The following is an 18,857-nucleotide window of genomic DNA, read 5'->3' as shown; positions in this document are numbered from 1 at the left end:
TTCATGTAGAATGACTGAACCGCTGACCCATCCAGAAAATTAATTCCATCAAGAGCGCAGCTAGGATACCCACTAATAATCCGCTTGATAATAGAGGTTGAACTAGCTCAGGAAGTGTAGAAAATACAGTGGCTGGCAATGTCATGATAGATAATCCGAGAAGTGCAGGTAATGCAATTCGATATATAGTTTTAGGTTCGAAAGTTAATCCTTCCACGTTTCGTAGGGCAGAACGGAATAACTGTAAATAGGCTACAAATAATACCGTGTTTCCTACGCTTTGAGGGATAGTGGAAAAGAATGCACTTAATGGCGGTACGAGCCCAAGGGTTATGAACAGTATGGAACCGATAAAGAAAGGAGCTCTATCCTTTATTCCGCTGGACTGCAGAAACCCAATGGAAGACGCATAAGGCGCATACGGAACGAGGCCCAGCGCACCCGCTCCGATATTCAGTCCACCTGTAATGAGGAACGAAGTTTTATACTGACTTTTAGTTGTTTCTTTTTCATATATATCTTCCGCACCTTTTAGAGTGGCTATTGTGTTCGTCGTATTCAATAAACCTGTAATAACCACTGTAACCACTATACCGATTTCGAGTGTCGGTTCACCCCAAGGAAACCATTGGATAAATGGCGTGGTTTTAATCGTTTCAGTAGCTGCTTGCGGGAAAATCAGCACAGCGCTAATCCAACCTACCGTCATACCGATGAGCAGATTCAAGCTACTGATGATCCCTTTTCCTTTGACATGAACCAGAATCGTGAGGCCTGCTAGAGCGAATGAAAATATAGTCTTCGACAGACTAATAAATTCACCGTCATTGAGACCGATCATTCCTTTTAAGAAGATGGTAATCAATTGATTGGCCAATAGTAGTAAAAACACGAACATGACAGCGGGTGTAAACCATTTCTTCAGAATTTCACCCATGCCGAGCATACCGAGAGTAGCAACCAGTCCACCAGAAATCATGGCGCCTACTGCAATACTGCCGCCAACCGTAGCTAAACTTAAGCCCATCGCGCTGGCAGTTCCGGCCAAGCTAAGTACAACACCCCACCATAAACCCGACTGACCTTCCATCAATGCCAGTCGATGTCCAAGTGCTCCTTGCAGTAAACAAGCCATTCCTGTAAAAATAAATGAACGCTGTATGGCTGAAACGATTTCAATCTGCTCAAGCTCAAAAGCAGTACCGACTGAAATGGGTATTACAACTGTATTAGCGAACATAAAGAATAGCCATTGAAATCCGGCCAATGCGGTAATTGAATACCGCATTTGTGTAGTACCCATTCACATCACTCCCTGTAACTAGTTATCTATGTATATCAAAATAATTTAAATATAAAGAAAACTATAGCACAAAATTAATAGGAAGAATAATATTTCTAGTAATATGTCGATGAAAAGTAGTTCATCAGCTGTCATTATAAAAAAATAGCCAGCAGACGTCTGTCTGTTGGCTACATATTATGGTTTTATAGTAGTGAATAACTGTAAAATTTCATCGGGAGGCACAGGTCTCGAATACAAGAAACCTTGTGCTTCATCACATTCAAGTTTACGAAGAAATTCGGCCTGTTCGTGAGTTTCGACCCCTTCCGCAATCACTCGTAAGTGTAAGTTCTTAGCCAAATCAATAATAGCTTTGACAATAACTGAATTTGAATGTAATTCTCTAACAAAAGATTGATCAATTTTAAGATGAGTTAAAGGAAACTTAGTTAAATAACTTAATGAGGAATAACCCGTTCCGAAATCATCGATACTAATTTTAATGCCGATTTCACGAAGATCTTGTAAAATGTTTTGGCAATAGTCAACATCGGAGGTCATACTCTCTGTAATTTCGATATTCAAATAGCGTGGCAGCAGACCCGTTTTATGAAGGGTGTCTTTGACATCGGTCACAAAACTAATACTTTTAAACTGCCGTAAGGAAACGTTGACGCTCATTAATAGTGAAGTGTAGCCTAAGTCTTGCCACTCTTTAGCTTGTCTACAAGCAGTCTCTAGCACCCACAAACCAATAGCAAGAATCATCCCAGTTTCTTCTGCTATCGGAATGAATTGACCAGGAGGTATCATCCCTCGCGAAGGGTGTTGCCAGCGTACCAATGCTTCTACACCAATCATATTTCCTGTATTAAATTCATATTGCGGCTGGTAATGTAGAGACAATTCCTTTTTATGAAGGACTTGGCGTAATTCCATCTCAATTAAAGTTCGTTCCATCAAGTCTTTATAAAGTTCTTCTGTGAAAAATTGATATGTGCTTTTACCCGATTGTTTTGCTAAATACATAGCAGAGTCCGCATTACGAATAAGTGTATCGTATTGGGCTCCGTCGTCTGGGAACATGCTGATTCCGATGCTTGGCGCAATAAAGATTTCCAAGTAATCAATGAGGAATGATTTTGATACTTCATCGACGATTCGCTGGGCGACCATTCGTGCGCCTTGTTTCGTCGTGGAAGAACATAGAATAAGAAACTCATCTCCACTAAGTCGACCGACCAAGTCATTTTGTCTAACGAGCGTCTGTAATCTTGCACCAACCGCTTTTAGCAATTGGTCACCTACATAGTGACCCATAGAATCATTAATATTTTTAAATCGATCCAGGTCCATATAAAGCAGAGCAAAAGGTTCCCGGTTGTTTAAACGATTCTTAATCAAGTCTTCTACTGTCTGCTTAAGTAACCTTCTGTTAGGTAATCCGGTTAGATGGTCGTGAAATGCCATATGTTCGACTAAACGTTCAGCTTCTTTCCGGTCGGTAATGTCACTGGCGGTACCGACAACTTCGACTACATTCTTACCTTCGAAAATAGGAGACAAATAAACTAGAAAGGTTCTAGATTGATAGTCAATTTCAAACTGTCCAACACGGCCAAGTAAAGCCCCAAGAAGCTGTCGTTTGAATGTAGACAAAGTGAAACTTTTACTGGATGTGAATTGATTAAGCATATCTGCAGTAATTCCAAGTTGTTCGGCTACTTTTCCTTCTAGTAATGTAATATTGATTTGATCATTTTCATCAAAAGAATATTTAAAAATAGCGTTTTGAAGGTTTTTCACTGTCGTAGTAAAATCATTTTTTAATGCTAACTCTAATGACTTTTCTGCTTCCATTTGGGAAGTCACGTCTTGGCGTATAGAAATGTATTGGAACGGTCTACCATCAGAACCAATAAACGGAACGACTGTCGTATGGACCCAATAAAGATTTCCGGACTTCGACCTATTACGGATTACGCCTCTCCATACTCGACCGGATTGAATTGTTTTCCACATATTTGCAAAGAAGCTTTTAGGATGTGTGCCTGAGTTGACTACCCTATGTGTTTTGCCGATCAGCTCATTACGTGAGTACTCCGAAAGGGTACAGAAGCGGTTATTGACATACGTAATTACACCCTGTGGATTGGTGATGACGACTACTGCTGATTCATCTAGTGCATATTTAAAGTTTTGCAAGTCGGCACGTGTTTTGTCATACTCGTTTGAGACCAATTTCGATCCGGTTACATCTATATCAAGAGAGAGATAACTAGTTAAATTTCCGGCAGTATCATAAATGGGTACAATAGTAATATCCAACCAGTGTACTGTGCCTGGCTTAGAGTAAATCTGTATAGATTCTTGATAGACGGTTTCATGGATAAAATGCTTCGAAAGCGTATAAAGCGTCTCTTCAATAGAGAATTCCCTATTTAACATTGCCCAGGTTCTACCAATTAGCTCCTCTTCGCTATAACCTGTCAGCTCACAAAAATTCTGATTTACATAGGTCAGATGACCATTTAAGTCAATGAGTGATATGCAGAACTTTTCATCAAGTAGCGTGGATAGATGTGAAGAAATACTAGGAGTATGTAACGGCATAAATGCACATCCTTTCTTAAAAGCAGTTATGGAAATAGAATAGACCTTTATTTGAATGCTAAGTATTATGAAATTAAATAAAAATACCTAATAGATAGAATTAAATATATTAACTGTCTGATTATAGCATGAATGAGAGAGTTTTGAACTAGTTATTGAAGGGAATATATATAGGTTATTAGAGGTGTTGGAATTTGAGTGCTTGCATAGTAAAAAAGATCACGGAAGGCTTTGTAAAGCTCTTCCATGATCTTTTTATCTTTTCGGTTCGTAATGAAGTGTTTTGAATAACTTATTACGCTCTGCATCTGTTAGTTCACGCCATTCGCCAATTGGGAGATCACCCAATTCAATAGTAAGTATTCGTACACGTTGCAAGCGACGTATATGATAGCCAAGCGCTGCGCACATTCTACGGATTTGACGATTTAAACCTTGTGTCAAGATGATAGAAAAAGTTTTAGGCCCGAGCTTTTTCACCGTACAAGGTTTCGTTACAGTATCGAGGATCTTCACTCCGTTTTCCATTTGTGAAATAAACGAAGCGGTTAGGGGACTATCCACTGTAACGATGTATTCCTTTTCGTGACCATATTCTTCCCTAAGGATTTCATTGACGATATCGCCGTCGTTCGTTAATAGTAATAAACCGTCTGAATCTTTGTCCAAACGTCCGATGTGGAAAATACGTAATGGGTGATTAACAAAGTCTATAACATTGCCTTCAATATGACGTTCTGTTGTGCTAGTGATACCTACTGGTTTATTCAGTGCGATATAAACTAACTGCTCTTCTTGTTCGACTAGCTTGCCGTCGACTTCTACTTGATCGTCGACCTCGACTTTACTTCCTAGTTCCGCGAGTTGTCCGTTGATTTTCACGCGACCGTCAGCAATCCACTGATCTGCACCTCGTCTGGATACAATTCCTGCACCACTTAGAAATTTATTGATTCGCATAAAGATTCTCCTCCCGCACTTGTCGCAATAAGCTAATTATAGCATTTTTTCCGTAAGAAATTGTTGACATTAAAGATTCTGCATATTAAGATAAATATAATAACTAGATGGACAGAAGGTTTCGATAGCGGAATCGTCCCGGCAGATGAGATGAGTTAGCAGAGAAGAGAATAGCGAAAAGATATGAATAAGAAGAGTAGCGATTGCATGTGCTTCCTAGAGAGTCAGTGGCTGGTGAAAACTGATACACATCGTTCGTGAATGGACTTATGGCAGCTGTTTTGATGAAAAACAGACGTTTGCTCGCGTTAAGGGCAGTGTGAAAACACATAAAGTGGAAGTACTTCGGTGCTTCAATTTGAGGTGGCAACGCGGTTACATAATCGTCCTCTGCAACAGGCTAACTGGCTCTGTTTGCAGAGGGCTTTTTCTATTTAATCACATGAATTATACGGTAGTCCATAGAGAAGAGGAGAATGATCATGATGACAGAGCAGAAGAACTTACGGGTAACGACGAGAAAGATTGAAGGAGATTCCTTAACCCCTATTTTGATATTTAGAAGATTGAAAGGAAATCATAAGTTCCTGTTGGAGAGCTCTTCGCAAGCAGGTGGGTCAGGACGCTATTCATTCATTGGACTGAATCCTCAAAAAGCCTATCGTGGTCGGGATGGTGTGGTAGAAGAGATTGTCTACTCAACGAATAGAACGTATACGCATGAAGGGGATCTTTATACGTTATTGAAGCGTCTCATGCCACGTATTACGGAAGATGCAGGTTTCCCGTTTACAGGCGGTGCGGTTGGTTATGTGGGGTATGGAGCAGCAAGAAATGGTGAACAGCGAACAGCTGATGACCTCCAGATGCCGGATGTCTACTTCAATATTTACGATACTATCGTGATCTATGACCATCAATTGCACGAAGTGACGTTGCTGCATACAGAAATCAATCCAGTATACGAAGCACCTGACTTGGATGCTATCGAGGATATGATCGTCAATGGTTCAGTCGATAAAGAAGATAGTGTTTCCCTTTCTGATTATCGTTGTGCCATTTCCAAAGAAGAGTTTGAGCGTCGTGTCCAAATTGTCATAGATGCGATTAAAGAGGGACAGGCGGAACAAGTCGTTCTGTCACGTCGCTTTGAAGCAGATATTACAGGTGATCCGTTTGCGTTGTATCGTAAACTGCGTCGCCGTAATCCATCTCCCTATATGTATTACATGGAGTTTGAAGATCATACAGTAATCGGAACGTCACCCGAAAGTCTCGTGCGTGTAACCGGAGATAAAGTATTAACGAACCCAATTGCAGGCACTCGCAGAAGAGGACGAGATCAAGCGGAAGACAAAGCGCTTGAAATCGAATTACGCAATGATCCGAAAGAGTTATCCGAACACGATATGCTAGTGGAAGTCAGCAAGAAAGAACTGCAACAAATCTGTCGTCCTGAAACGATTGAAGTCGCAAATTATTTGGAAACCGTTCGCTATGAACATGTTATGCACTTAGTTTCCGAAGTGACCGGTGACCTTGCGCCAGGCTTACATGCACTGGATGCACTGAAAGCGACAATGCCAGCAGGGACTGTAACAGGTTCCCCTAAACCGGTTGCTATGGATATGATTGATGAGCTGGAAGATCAGCATCGTGGGATTTACGGAGGTGCTATCGGGTATATTGGTCTTAACGGTAATATCGACTTCGCATTGACGATCCGTACAATGCTCGTAAAAGAAGGCAAAGCGTATGTTCAGGCAGGCGCTGGAATAGTAGGAGCCTCTGTTCCTTCGTTAGAATATAAAGAAACATCCAATAAAGCCCGTTCTTTACTAGAAGCAACAGAAATGACCAAGTAATTGGCAGGCTCAAGCCTTATCGAGAGATCGCGTAAACATCCAGACGAGAAGGGAAGAGATGAGTATGGAGAGGTTTTTAAGCATAGTAGAGAAGCAACGCCACCTGATGTATGAAGAGATGAGAGAAGCAGCTGAGCTGATGTTTAATGAAGCGACAGATGAAGATCAAATTGCACAGTTTTTGATCGCGTTATCGAAAAAAGGTGAAACATCACATGAAGTAGCTGCGTTGGCAGCTGTTATGAAATCATATGCAAATGACCTGACGCCTACAGAGGCGCGTTATCTGGATAACTGCGGAACGGGTGGAGACGGTGTCAATACGTTCAATATTAGTACGACAGCTGCATTCGTCTTAGCGGGTGCTGGGGTCCAAGTTGCGAAACACGGTAACCGTAAAATTTCGAGCGCATCAGGAAGCCAGGACGTCCTGGATGCACTTGGCATTCATTCCGACTTCCAAATACCTGATATGCAGAATTTACTGGAACAGCAAGGGATTGCATTCTTATTCGCACCATCTATTCATCCGAAAATGAAACGGATTGGAGCTATACGAAACAAAATCGGGAAGACGACCATCTTCAACTTAGTTGGACCTTTAACGAATCCCGTATCACTTGAAACTCAATTCACTGGTATTAACCGTCCGGATTTCATTATGGAATATGCGTCAGTACTCAGAATGCTAGGACGTGAAAGAGCGATTGTCGTGAGTGGGGCAGGCGGAATGGACGAAGCGTCTCTTGCGGGCCAGAATGAATTTGTATTACTCGATCATGGTGATTTAATTCCATTTTCATTGACTGCGGATGATGTAGGGCTTGAATATGCACCGTTGTCAGCGATTAAAGGTGGAGACGCTGTGGAAAACGCTGCGACTACTCGGTCAATCTTAGGTGGGGAACGAGGCCCGAAGTTTGATACAGTGGTGTTGAATGCAGGAATTGGTTTATTTGCAAATGGCCAAGTTACCACAATCCAAGAAGGCGTGAAAGTTGCTACGGAAAGTATCCTGTCAGGCAAAGCGTTAGAAAAACTAGATGCCGTCGTCGCATTCAGCGAAAAGATTCGGCAAAAGGCGGTTATCCAATGACGATTTTAGATAAAATTATTGCACAGAAGAAAATAGAAGTAGATCAATTGCTAGCGAGTAACGTGACGTTTCCGGAACGGGAAATTACACGTCCGTCACTCTATCAAACACTGGTGAAAGCGAAACAACTACAAGTCATTTCTGAAATGAAACGTGCATCTCCCTCTAAAGGGTTGATTGCAGAAGGTGCGAACCCTGTTGAACAGGCGACAGCTTATTATGAAGCTGGTGCTGCGTGTATTTCCGTATTGACGGATAAGGAATTCTTTAAAGGATCATTTGAAGACTTGTCTGCAGTAGCGGATGCTGTACCGATCGCATTATTATGCAAAGACTTTATGATTCATAAAATACAGATTGACCAAGCGAAAAGCGCGGGTGCATCCGTCATATTATTGATTGTGGCTGCACTCGATGATGAAACACTCGGAAGCCTGTATACGTATGCCAACGAAGAAGGCTTGGATGTGCTAGTAGAAGTGCATAGCATCGAAGAGTTGCAACGCGCATTATCGATTGACGCGAGAATTATCGGCGTCAACAACCGTGATTTGCATACATTCGAAGTGGATCTAGCACAGACAGAATTGATCGCATCGCACTTCCCGTTTGATGAAGAGCGTGTGTTCATCAGTGAGAGCGGAATCTGGGGACCTGAGGATGCAGAGCGTGCAGCAAAAGCTGGAGCAAGTGCAGTACTTGTCGGAGAATCTTTGATGCGCAGTGATTCAGTAAAAGAAGCCCTGCAAGCATTACAAGTGGAAAAGCGCGTGGCTCGTCCATGACAAAAGTAAAGATTTGCGGGCTGATGAAGCCTGAACATGTACAAGCTGCTGTGGATGCGGGCGCTGATGCTATAGGTTTTGTATTTGCACCAAGCCGTAGGGAAGTGACAGTAGAGCAGGCACAGAAACTTGCGAAACTCATTCCATCGTCCGTACTAAAGATCGGAGTCTTTGTGAATGAAACGAAAGAGCAGTTACAAAAGATTTACGATGAGGTGCCGCTCGATTACATCCAGTATCATGGCGATGAGACACCTGCCTTCATTCAACAAGTAGGATTACCTTCTATTAAAGCACTTGCTATTGAAAATGAAGACGACGTAAAACTCGCTACCACATATGACGTGGATTATTATTTATTTGATACACCAGGTGTTGAATATAAAGGCGGTAGTGGTAAAACATTTGACTGGTCGTTACTTGAAAATGCAGGAGTATCAAAAGAACAAATTATTTTAGCTGGAGGACTGCATGCAGGAAATGTACAGGAAGCGCTAGGGCAAGTGAAACCATATATGGTCGATGTATCAAGTGGAGTAGAGATAGAGAAGCAAAAAGACACGGAACGCATTCAAACGTTTATTCATACAGCGAAGGGTAGGAGAGATCGTCATGACAACAGAAACTAAAGGACGCTACGGTAAATTCGGGGGTCAATTCGTTCCGGAAACATTGATGACAGCATTGCAGGAGTTAGAAACTGCTTACGAAGAAGCGCAGCAAGATCCCGCATTTTCAAAGGAATTGGATTATTATTTGAAAGAGTTTGTAGGTCGTGAAACTCCATTGTTTTTTGCAGAGCGTTTGACGAAGCATGCAGGTGGCGCAAAAATTTATTTGAAGCGTGAAGATTTGAATCACACAGGTGCTCATAAGATTAACAACTCTCTTGGCCAGGCGTTGCTTGCGATTCGTATGGGTAAGAAGAAAATTGTAGCCGAAACAGGAGCGGGTCAACATGGTGTGGCAACAGCTACTGCTTGTGCGTTACTCGGTCTCGAATGCGTTGTATTCATGGGCAAAGAAGATATCCGTCGTCAAGAACTGAATGTTTTCCGCATGGAACTGCTCGGTACGAAAGTAGTTTCCGTTGATAAAGGTTCAGGTACATTGAAGGATGCAGTCAATGAAGCATTGCGCTACTGGGTTTCCAATGTAGAAGATACACATTATATTCTTGGATCGGCTTTAGGCCCGCATCCATTCCCGCAAATCGTTCGTGATTTCCAGCGAGTGATTGGTGATGAAACACGTAAGCAAATCGTGGAGCACGAAGGACGTCTGCCTGATGCAGTTGTAGCTTGCATTGGTGGTGGTAGTAACGCGATCGGTATGTTCCACCCATTCGTTGATGATCAAGACGTGAAGTTGTACGGAGTAGAAGCCGCGGGTAGCGGTATTTCAACAGGCAAACATGCAGCAGCCATTGCAGGTAAACAAGAAGGAGTATTGCACGGTGCGTATATGTACGTATTGCAAGACGAGGATGGATTTATTCAAGAAGCGCATTCCATTTCCGCGGGCCTCGATTATCCTGCAGTAGGACCTGAGCATTGCCATTTAGCTGATATCAAGCGTGTGCAGTATGATTCTGTCACGGATCAGCAAGCGCTTGAAGCGGTGCAATTACTGTCACGTGTAGAAGGAATTATTCCAGCTCTTGAAAGTGCACACGCTGTTTATTATGCAGTGCAGTTAGCGAAAGAAATGAAGGAAGATGAGCTACTCGTTATCTGTTTATCGGGGCGTGGCGATAAAGACATGCAAACAGTACGTGATGCGCTGGGAGGTCAATCCATATGACGAAAAAACTAGTGACACAAGCAATTGTGCAATGTAATGAACAAGGAGATAAAGCATTTGTACCTTATATAATGGCGGGTGACGGTGGATTACAGACGTTAAAGAAGACGATATTATTCCTGCAAGAAGCGGGCGCAACGGCTATTGAAGTAGGTATACCATTTTCCGATCCGGTAGCTGACGGTGATGTGATTCAGCAAGCTGGTGAGCGTGCGTTAGCTGAAGGCATTACATTACGAAAGATTATGACAGAACTTGCTTCATTCAAAGAAGAAGTTCAGATTCCCCTAGTAATCATGACGTATTTGAATCCTGTGCTTAGCTATGGCTTGCAATCAATTGCGGCAGATTGTGAAGCAAGCGGTGTCTACGGTTTAATCGTTCCGGATCTACCACTCGAAGAAAGTGGTTTACTAAAAGAAGCACTGAAAAACAGCGAAGTAGCGTTAATTCAATTAGTTTCTCTAACCAGTCCAGCTGAGCGTATTGAAGCCATCGCGAAAGCAGCAGAAGGATTTATTTACGCAGTGACAGTAAACGGCATCACGGGTGTCCGTTCATCATTTACAGAAGGACTTGAAGGTCACTTGGAGCGTCTAAAGGCAGCAAGTTCCGTTCCAGTTCTCGCAGGATTCGGTATTTCTACTCCGGAACATGTTCGCACACTTGGCGGACTTGCCGACGGCGTCATCGTTGGAAGTGCGATCGTGACGGCACTTCATGAAGGAGAATACGAAAAGGTTCGGACGTTAATTAATGCATCCAAAAATCAACTGACTAATAGCTAATCATTTTGCGGACAACTGATACATTTCAGTTGTCCGTTTTTTTGTATAAATAAAACTATCCACAATAGGAGAATTGTGAATAACTTTTTCTGTTATTTAAGTAATTTTGTATGATGTATGCACAACATCTGGGGATTAGCTGTTCATAAAGGGGATAACTCAAAGATTACCCACAATCTATTTCAAATGTCTTATAAATCTCGTGATGAAGGTAGTGTTTCCTGAATATGATAAAGTAGGACGTAGAAAGGGTGATGAGTAGAATGATTCGTCCAGCACATTTAGTACAAGGTGATGTAATTGGGATCGTGGCACCTGCCAGTCCTGTAGAACGTGAAGTATTGGAGCGTTCATTTCAATTTTTGGAGCAATTGGGTCTGCGCTATAAAGTAGGTCAGTCCGTGTATAAGAAACATGGTTATTTGGCAGGGACTGATGAAGAACGGCTTGCTGACTTGCATGGGATGTTTAAAGATCCCGAAGTGAAAGGGATTCTTTGTGCGGGTGGCGGTTACGGTTCGGCGCGCTACGCAGAACAACTGGATCTCGATTTGATCCACGACCATCCAAAAGTGTTTTGGGGGTTCAGTGATATTACGTATCTACATACCGCGATTCGTCAGGGGGCAGGACTCGTTACATTCCACGGACCGATGCTTGCATCATGTGTCGCAAAAGAAGAGTTTCATGAAATGTCAGGCAAAATGTTCGGGCAATTATTTACGCCTGTAGAAGTTCATTATTCTGAAGCTATCTCGCCACTCGAAACACTTGTAGGCGGTGTGGCAGAAGGCGAAGTGGTCGGTGGTAATTTGACGCAATTAGTCAACAGCCTAGGCAGTGAATTTGAGATAAAGACGAATAATCGGTTGCTTGTTATTGAGGATGTGGGTGAAGAGCCTTATAAAGTGGATCGTTTACTCAATCAATTACGTCTCGCAGGTAAGCTTCGCGAAGCAGCAGGTATCGTGATTGGTAATTTCGCGAAATCGACACCAACGAAGCCGAATGCTTCACTGACAATGGATGAAGTGTTTGACCATTATTTTGGCAAACTACATCAGCCTGTCGTAAAAGGATTCCGTATCGGCCATTGCGAACCGAATATAGCGATTCCATTTGGTGTGAAAGGACGTTTGGATGCAAATAGTAAGACGCTGACTATTTTACCGGGAGTGGAGTAATTGCAAATTCGCACGGTGGAAACATTCCTCGTGTCATCCTTATTACGTAAACCGTTTATCACGGCATTGCGAAAGGTTCAAACTGTGCAATCGGTTATTATCAAATTAACAACTGACGACGGCCTAATCGGCTGGGGAGAAGCGGTGCCGACACACGTCATAACGGGAGATTCCATAGGTGGAATTCGTTATGTCATCCATCACGTTTTTACGCCCATATTGATAGGCCAAGACATCTCACGGCGGGAAGTATTAACGGAGAGAATACAACGAGCTATTATAGGTAATACGAGTGCAAAAGCTGCAGTTGATATGGCAGTGAATGATTTATTCGGACAGCTTTGCGGTTTACCTTTAGTACAAGTGTTGGGTGGCTACCATCAAAACTTGAAAACAGATTTGACAGTCAGTGTCGGAGAACCTGCTCATATGGCCAAGGAAGCGGCAGAACATGTTGCCAAAGGCTTCGATACGCTAAAAGTGAAAGTAGGTACAGGTAATTTTCAACAGGAAAGAGAAAGGATTCACGCTATTCGTCGAACCGTCGGCCAAGATATCACGATTCGCCTCGATGCCAATCAAGGTTGGAAACCAAAAGAAGCCATTCGCCTCATTCGCCAGTTGGAAGATGACGGAGTAGATTTGGAATTAATAGAACAGCCAGTTGCCGCATATGATGTAGAAGGCTTGAGAGACGTGACGAGACAGACAAGCACGCTGATCATGGCAGATGAATCATTATTTTCAGCAAGGGATGCAAAAAAAATGCTGGAGATGCGCGCAGTGGATGTACTGAATATCAAATTGATGAAGTCGGGGGGAATCCGCGAAGCCTTGAAAATCAATGCATTGGCTGAACTAAATGGCGTAGAGTGTATGGTCGGAAGTATGATGGAGACAGCAATTGGTGTGACGGCAGCTGCCCATATCGCAGCGAGTCAGCCGAATATAACGCGAGTGGATTTAGACGCACCACTATTATTGGCAGAGAAGTTTTCTGCGGGTGGCGTGCTGTATCACGGATCGCATATGGAATTTAGTAAGGAGTCTGGACTAGGATTTGATTCGAAACGGATGATGCAATGGGTGAAGGAGCATGCATGTGAATGAGAAATGGATGTGCGCGGTAAGCGTTGCGACAGTATGGACTGATCCTGATTCTCCTCGTGTGGCTGATCTTCCTGCTTTGGATCATCCCGTACAAATCGATAGGTGGCTATCCCAGTTATCTTATGAAGAACGTCTAGCGCTGAGTGACAAGGATCAAATTCAAACCCAATTATTATACGGTGAATCTGTAATTGTCGAAGAAGTGGTTGGTGACTGGGCACGTATCATTGCTAGTTCTCAGTCGACTCGGAAAAATCCGCGAGGCTATCCTGGCTGGGTGCCACTAGTACAACTTTCCATGAAGAAGCGACTACAGACAGAAGAGTTTGTCAGAGTAACTAATTCAAAAGCAGCTCTGTTTGACGAATCAGGTGCCTTCTTTTTACGAGTTTCTTTCAATACAATTTTCCCTTTCGCTGAACGACGCGGCAAGAAGATACGTGTATGGACACCGCATGGTTGGAAACTATTAAATGCATCTGATGTCGAGCGCGTGGGAGAAGAATCGATTCACCGTCCGCTAACAGTGGGAAGACGCTTCATTGGCTTGCCGTATTTATGGGGTGGCATGTCTGCCTGGGGATTTGATTGCTCAGGATTCATCCGTACTATATGGAAAGCGTGTGGAGTTTGCTTGCCGCGTGATGCGATTGATCAGGCAGAAGAGGGTAGATCAGTCTCACTCGATTCTGCAGATTGGCAAAAAGGTGATTTAATCTTTTTCAAGAATGAAGAGCAGTGTATTCATCATGTAGCGATGTATGTGGGTAACGGAATAATTCTTCACGCACCTTCAACTGGGAAATTAATTGAGCAAATCGAGTTAAAGAAGTCCGCATATGCCGGAAATGTCTGTAGTGTGCGTAGGATTATTTAATCGAATACGCAACACATCAAGCAAGTATTAGCATTGACTCCCTTCTTTTATGTATACTTGAATGAACGTACTAAAAAGGGAGTTGTCGTAATGTCAGAACCAAAACCGATGAGCGAGTCGAGAACAATCCAAAGTAAGCTGGTCTTACCGCCGGACACGAACCATATTGAATCAATCTTTGGAGGAAAAGTCCTCTCGTATATCGATGAGATCGCAGCTATTTCTGCTATGAAACACGCAGGGACGAGAGCTGCAATCACCGCTTCGATCGACTCAGTCGATTTCGTTTCTCCAGCCTTGCTTGGCGATGTCATTGAACTCGAAGCGGTAGTTACTTCCGTTGGTCGCACATCTATGGAAGTTTTTATTTCCGTTCATTCCAAAAACTTGGTAACAGGTGAAGTGAGGTTGACGACGGAATCATTTTGCACCATGGTAGCGGTAGATGACACAAATCGTCCGATACCAGTGGCGGAAGTGTATCCTGAAACGGAATTAGAAAAACGTCTTTTCGATACCGCACCGGCACGACGTGAACTTCGTAAGCAGCGGAGATTGATGAAACATTAATAGTAGCGCAAGGAAGAAACGGATTTCTCGTTTCTACCTTGCGTTTTTTATTTAAAGTAATCACCTTGTTAATTCTTTTTGCATAGTGTACTATATAACTAATACACTAGAACGAAGGGAGCTGGTTTTATGAGGAATACGGTATTTGGTGGATTAATGAATAAAGAGTGGATTGTGTTGAAATGGTTGCTGGCTTTGATCTTGCTGTTGGACGTAGTGATGATTACCTTAGCGCCTCTTTTGACTACAAATTTTGTAGGGAATCCGGATACACTTTACGACAATACACATATCATTGTCGGCACTTGGTTTGCTCTGCACGTATTTAGCGGTGCCTTTATGTTGTTCGTCAGTTTAAAGAAAGAAATGAAGAATTTGGAGATGTGGTTGCACTCCCCGCATCCTATGGTTCAACTAGTTGGAGCTAAAGTGATGTTTGCTATTTTGATAGCCCTTGGTAGCTTGTTCTTTAGTTGTTTTCTTGCAAGTATCGTCTTTTATGTCATAGGAGATTGGACGATGGAATTGGCTTGGAGTGGGGTATTGGCTTTAATTAGTGTAGTGCTAGCGATATCCATTAAATTAGTTTTTATAACAATGGTCGGCTGGTTCTTCTGGAGTGTGTATAAAGTGGTTAATTCGAGAATCCTTTTCTTTTCTGTACCGCTCATTTTTATATTCTTTATAATCACGTTAACTTTATGGGAACAACTACGACTGAATGGATTCTTTGACTGGCTCCGTACGATAGTGCCTGTGCGATTAACAAATGAGTCATTTTACAATGAACATACAAGCTACTTCTTCATGGGCTTTGTGCCAAATGGTATTGCTTTTTCATTAGGGAATGTAGTGTTTTATCTAATCATCAGCTTTGTATTATTAATGATAGGATCTGCGTTATTTGAGAAGAAAGTGAGGGTGTAACGATGGGTATGGAGTTTCTTCCAGACAAACCAATTTACCAACAGCTCGTTGAACACATCATCGGTGACATCATAAGAGCCACGCTTGTAGCAGGGGAGAAGTTGCCATCTGTCCGTGACTATGCCGTTTCAGTAGGTGTGAACGCCAACACGATGCAACGGGTCTATAAGGAACTGGAAAACTTGGGAATTACTGAAACGAGAAGGGGGCAGGGATCATTCGTGACGGAAAATAAGATGAGAATTCTAGAACTTCGTGAAGAAATGAAAGAACAACTCGTCCAGTCATTCATTCAAAATGTGGAATCGTTAGGCTTTACGACGAACGAGATGGTTCACTATTTACAGAGAAGGGGTGAACAGGATGATTGAATTGCAGGAGGTTTCCAAAAAGTATAGATCTAAACGGGCACTTAACAGAGTATCACTTGCATTGCCTCGTGGAAAGATCATTGGATTGGTAGGGGAAAATGGCAGTGGAAAAACAACGTTGCTAAAGGTATTAGCAGGAATATTGAAACCTACTACTGGACTCGCGATTTTAGATAATAATAAAATTACGAGGAGAGTCGCTTCGTCTGTAGCTTATATGCCGGATACCGATTTGTTTTATCCTTATTTTACAGTGAAACAATTATTTGAATTCTACGATTCGCAATTTGAGGATTTTGACATGAAGAAAGCGCAAGAGATTGCTGAATACCTTGTTATCTCACTAGAAGTAAAAATCAGCACACTGTCAAAGGGCAATAGGGGTCGAGTGAAGATTGCTGCAACGCTTGGAAGAAATGCAGCCTATTATTTGCTAGATGAGCCGTTTTCGGGATTGGATCCAATGGTACGGGAAGATATAGCGAGAGGTCTCATTCGTTTTACGGATACTGAGTGGCAAACTATTTTACTCTCCACTCACGAGATCAAGGAAGTAGAGCCGTTGTTGGATGAGTTGATTGTATTAAAAGAAGGTCAAGTTCTTGCCCATAAAGAAATCGATGAGATTCGCGATGTATATGGAATAGATGCAACCTCGTGGATGATTTCTCTGTTTCGTCAGTGATGCCCATGTATATAAAAACAGCAGTGGATGAATAGGCCATAGCCCGCTCATTCACTGCTGTTAAGTTGTATTAGTTATTACTGCTGAACGTACGGACTAGTCCAAGTACTGTTCCACCAAGAATAAATGCAAACAATGCATACATGATATAGACGAACCACATGAATATCCACTCCTTTGATCAGTATCCTGCCTATAATTGTAACACCTTGACAGGCGCGTTGCAATGGACTTTGTAAGACAACTGTGGCGGCTGGACGACCAGATGAATGAGTGTTCGCAATTTTATCGTTCGCTTTTTAATAAATCACGAATTTCAGTAAGTAATTCCTCTTTTATATCTAAGGGTTTTTCTTCCTCTTCTTCTTCAACTATATCTGCTGGCTTCATTTTCAACTTCATTAGTACTCGTAAGAAGACGAAAATCGAACCTGCAACAATCAAGAAATCAATGATAGATTGAATAAATAGACCGTATTTGATTGCAGCATCACCAATTGTATAACTTAATGTAGAGAAGTCCAGACCACCTAATAAGATTCCAATAAGTGGTGTCATGATATTTTCAACTAAAGAAGAAACGATCGTGCCGAATGCCGCACCAATTACGACACCGATTGCCAAGTCGAAAATATTCCCTTTAAACGCAAACTCCTTAAAATCCTTCCACATTCACATAACCTCCTTTATTCATCTTTCTATGTCTTTTACCCAGTTATTAGCGCTGTAAACGCTGGTATAAGGCAATAGATGCGAACAACCAGACTGAGCTAGCTAGTACGCCACCGACTATATCGCTTGGGAAATGAACACCCAAATAGATTCTACTGACTGCAATCATTGCAATCATTATAACTGCAAGAATGGTGATAGCGATTCGGCTTCCTGTAGTCTTTAAATTTCTCCATATGATGTAAGCAAGTATCGTATAGAAACTGAACGCCATCATCGTGTGTCCGCTAGGAAAACTATAGCCACCAATGTCGATCAGCCGATTAAAATCAGGACGTTCTCGTTTGAAGATGAACTTGAGTACTTGATTAAGAATGCCTGTCCCAGCCAGTGCTATGCCGAATAGTACTGCTTGCGCACGATGTTTCTTCCATAACAGAACTCCGAGCGTCAGTATGGCCAATAGAGTAACCGATGTTGTAGAACCGATGGTAGTAAACAGTTTCATAATAGACGTCAGTCCTGGGGATTCTGCGCTTTGCACGAAGTCTATAATGGGTTCATCAAAACTAGAGATTGTTTGCAAGTGAATGGATCTGGCAATATAGGCAAAAAAGCCGGTAAATAAAATACAAATAATCCAAACGGATAATAAACGAAATGATAATTCACGCACGGTATACATTCCTTTCTATAGTTGTATATTCTGAACGATTGTAAAAAGAATGTACAGTGAAATGTAGGGGTTTTCGTCGGATTGGGTGTAGGACAGTTCGGGTAGCTTTTTCAAAAGGAATTAGTGCGTAAGTGACCATGGATTACATTTCTATTAAGAGTGCGTAAGAAGCGGCATTGGGTTGTAGTTCTTGCACGTGCATTTTCTTTTTCCTGTTTAATCAGGAGGTTGTGGTTTAGCTGGCGGTGTAAGTGGCGAGTCCATTGTCCCCACTACGGCGCTGGTGGATGGCTTTCGCGAGGAGCCAGAGACAGGAAGTTCGCCTGTCTTTGTCTCCTCGCTACGCCTACCACAGCAGGCGCCTTCGTTGGATTGGGTGTATGGCAGTTCGAGTAGTTGTTTTTACTTGTTGAAGTGCTGTCGGATTACGTTTCTGTTTAAAGTACGTAATAAGCGGCACTGAGTTGTGGTTCTTGCACGTGCTTTTTCTGTTCCTGTTTAATCCAGGAGGTTGTGGTTTAGCTGACAGTGTAAGTGGCAAGTCCATTGTCCCCACTACGGCGCTGGTGGATGGCTTTCGCGAGGAGCCA

General features: G+C 42.5%; 18 protein-coding genes and 1 other annotated feature. Of the genes, 13 read left to right on the top strand and 5 right to left on the bottom strand.

Translation table 11 applies throughout. The features are described 5' to 3' along the window. Position 1 precedes the first annotated feature (1 nt). The 3 genes from CSV64_RS12550 to CSV64_RS12540 form a co-directional block, all read right to left on the bottom strand. The gene (locus CSV64_RS12550; protein WP_233190463.1) at positions 2 to 1,303 is read right to left on the bottom strand and encodes a uracil/xanthine transporter; all 1,302 of its coding nucleotides are present in this window, start codon (positions 1,301 to 1,303) and stop codon (positions 2 to 4) included. 177 nt (positions 1,304 to 1,480) lie between these two features. Then, positions 1,481 to 3,898, bottom strand: a complete 2,418-nt coding sequence (locus CSV64_RS12545; RefSeq protein WP_099634926.1) for an EAL domain-containing protein — start codon at positions 3,896 to 3,898, stop codon at positions 1,481 to 1,483. Positions 3,899 to 4,153: 255 nt separating this feature from the next. After that, complete coding sequence (locus CSV64_RS12540; RefSeq protein WP_099634925.1) at positions 4,154 to 4,858, bottom strand: pseudouridine synthase; 705 nt, start codon at positions 4,856 to 4,858, stop codon at positions 4,154 to 4,156. A 174-nt stretch (positions 4,859 to 5,032) separates the two neighbouring features. Further along, positions 5,033 to 5,252: a binding site (T-box leader), on the top strand. Positions 5,253 to 5,340: 88 nt separating this feature from the next. Here CSV64_RS12540 and CSV64_RS12535 point away from each other — a divergent pair. The 13 genes from CSV64_RS12535 to CSV64_RS12475 all read left to right on the top strand — a co-directional run bounded on the left by CSV64_RS12535 (position 5,341) and on the right by CSV64_RS12475 (position 16,919). Then, positions 5,341 to 6,723, top strand: coding sequence for an anthranilate synthase component I family protein (locus CSV64_RS12535; RefSeq protein ID WP_233190462.1), 1,383 nt, complete (start codon positions 5,341 to 5,343; stop codon positions 6,721 to 6,723). A 64-nt stretch (positions 6,724 to 6,787) separates the two neighbouring features. Beyond that, positions 6,788 to 7,819, top strand: coding sequence for an anthranilate phosphoribosyltransferase (trpD, locus tag CSV64_RS12530; RefSeq protein ID WP_369823532.1), 1,032 nt, complete (start codon positions 6,788 to 6,790; stop codon positions 7,817 to 7,819). Continuing rightward, the gene (gene trpC, locus CSV64_RS12525; RefSeq protein WP_099634922.1) at positions 7,816 to 8,604 is read left to right on the top strand and encodes an indole-3-glycerol phosphate synthase TrpC; all 789 of its coding nucleotides are present in this window, start codon (positions 7,816 to 7,818) and stop codon (positions 8,602 to 8,604) included. The genes trpD and trpC overlap by 4 nt, the downstream gene beginning before the upstream one ends. Then, positions 8,601 to 9,233 (top strand): phosphoribosylanthranilate isomerase, encoded by a 633-nt coding sequence (locus CSV64_RS12520; RefSeq protein ID WP_099634921.1) that lies wholly within the window; start codon positions 8,601 to 8,603, stop codon positions 9,231 to 9,233. The genes trpC and CSV64_RS12520 overlap by 4 nt, the downstream gene beginning before the upstream one ends. Then, the gene (trpB, locus tag CSV64_RS12515; RefSeq protein ID WP_099634920.1) at positions 9,217 to 10,407 is read left to right on the top strand and encodes a tryptophan synthase subunit beta; all 1,191 of its coding nucleotides are present in this window, start codon (positions 9,217 to 9,219) and stop codon (positions 10,405 to 10,407) included. Before CSV64_RS12520 ends, trpB begins: the two co-directional genes overlap by 17 nt. Continuing rightward, a complete protein-coding gene (gene trpA / locus CSV64_RS12510; protein WP_099634919.1) occupies positions 10,404 to 11,195 on the top strand; it encodes a tryptophan synthase subunit alpha in 792 nt (263 codons plus the stop codon). The genes trpB and trpA overlap by 4 nt, the downstream gene beginning before the upstream one ends. 254 nt (positions 11,196 to 11,449) lie before the next feature. Further along, positions 11,450 to 12,379: a S66 peptidase family protein gene (locus tag CSV64_RS12505; RefSeq protein WP_099634918.1), complete on the top strand. Its 930-nt coding sequence runs from the start codon at positions 11,450 to 11,452 to the stop codon at positions 12,377 to 12,379. After that, the gene (locus CSV64_RS12500; protein WP_099634917.1) at positions 12,380 to 13,489 is read left to right on the top strand and encodes a mandelate racemase/muconate lactonizing enzyme family protein; all 1,110 of its coding nucleotides are present in this window, start codon (positions 12,380 to 12,382) and stop codon (positions 13,487 to 13,489) included. After that, positions 13,482 to 14,366: a C40 family peptidase gene (locus tag CSV64_RS12495; RefSeq protein ID WP_158233044.1), complete on the top strand. Its 885-nt coding sequence runs from the start codon at positions 13,482 to 13,484 to the stop codon at positions 14,364 to 14,366. The genes CSV64_RS12500 and CSV64_RS12495 overlap by 8 nt, the downstream gene beginning before the upstream one ends. Positions 14,367 to 14,456: 90 nt before the next feature. Then, on the top strand, positions 14,457 to 14,936 hold the full coding sequence (locus CSV64_RS12490) for an acyl-CoA thioesterase (RefSeq protein WP_099634915.1): 480 nt from the start codon (positions 14,457 to 14,459) through the stop codon (positions 14,934 to 14,936). A 129-nt stretch (positions 14,937 to 15,065) separates the two neighbouring features. Further along, a complete protein-coding gene (locus CSV64_RS12485) occupies positions 15,066 to 15,863 on the top strand; it encodes a hypothetical protein (protein ID WP_099634914.1) in 798 nt (265 codons plus the stop codon). Between the two features lie 2 nt (positions 15,864 to 15,865). After that, positions 15,866 to 16,234 carry a GntR family transcriptional regulator gene (locus tag CSV64_RS12480; protein ID WP_099634913.1) on the top strand — a complete coding sequence of 123 codons (369 nt, stop codon included), beginning with the start codon at positions 15,866 to 15,868 and terminating at the stop codon, positions 16,232 to 16,234. Next, positions 16,227 to 16,919 carry an ABC transporter ATP-binding protein gene (locus CSV64_RS12475; protein ID WP_099634912.1) on the top strand — a complete coding sequence of 231 codons (693 nt, stop codon included), beginning with the start codon at positions 16,227 to 16,229 and terminating at the stop codon, positions 16,917 to 16,919. Before CSV64_RS12480 ends, CSV64_RS12475 begins: the two co-directional genes overlap by 8 nt. Before the next feature lie 285 nt (positions 16,920 to 17,204). Here CSV64_RS12475 and mscL read toward each other — a convergent pair whose 3' ends face one another. Further along, on the bottom strand, positions 17,205 to 17,591 hold the full coding sequence (gene mscL, locus CSV64_RS12470; RefSeq protein WP_099634911.1) for a large conductance mechanosensitive channel protein MscL: 387 nt from the start codon (positions 17,589 to 17,591) through the stop codon (positions 17,205 to 17,207). A 46-nt stretch (positions 17,592 to 17,637) separates the two neighbouring features. Then, positions 17,638 to 18,267 (bottom strand): phosphatase PAP2 family protein, encoded by a 630-nt coding sequence (locus tag CSV64_RS12465; protein WP_158233043.1) that lies wholly within the window; start codon positions 18,265 to 18,267, stop codon positions 17,638 to 17,640. Positions 18,268 to 18,857 lie beyond the last annotated feature (590 nt).

This window comes from Sporosarcina sp. P32b (genome assembly GCF_002743335.1).
Lineage (GTDB): Bacteria > Bacillota > Bacilli > Bacillales_A > Planococcaceae > Sporosarcina.
Note: the sequence above shows the minus strand (reverse complement) of the source record. Positions and strands in the feature narration are given on the sequence as shown.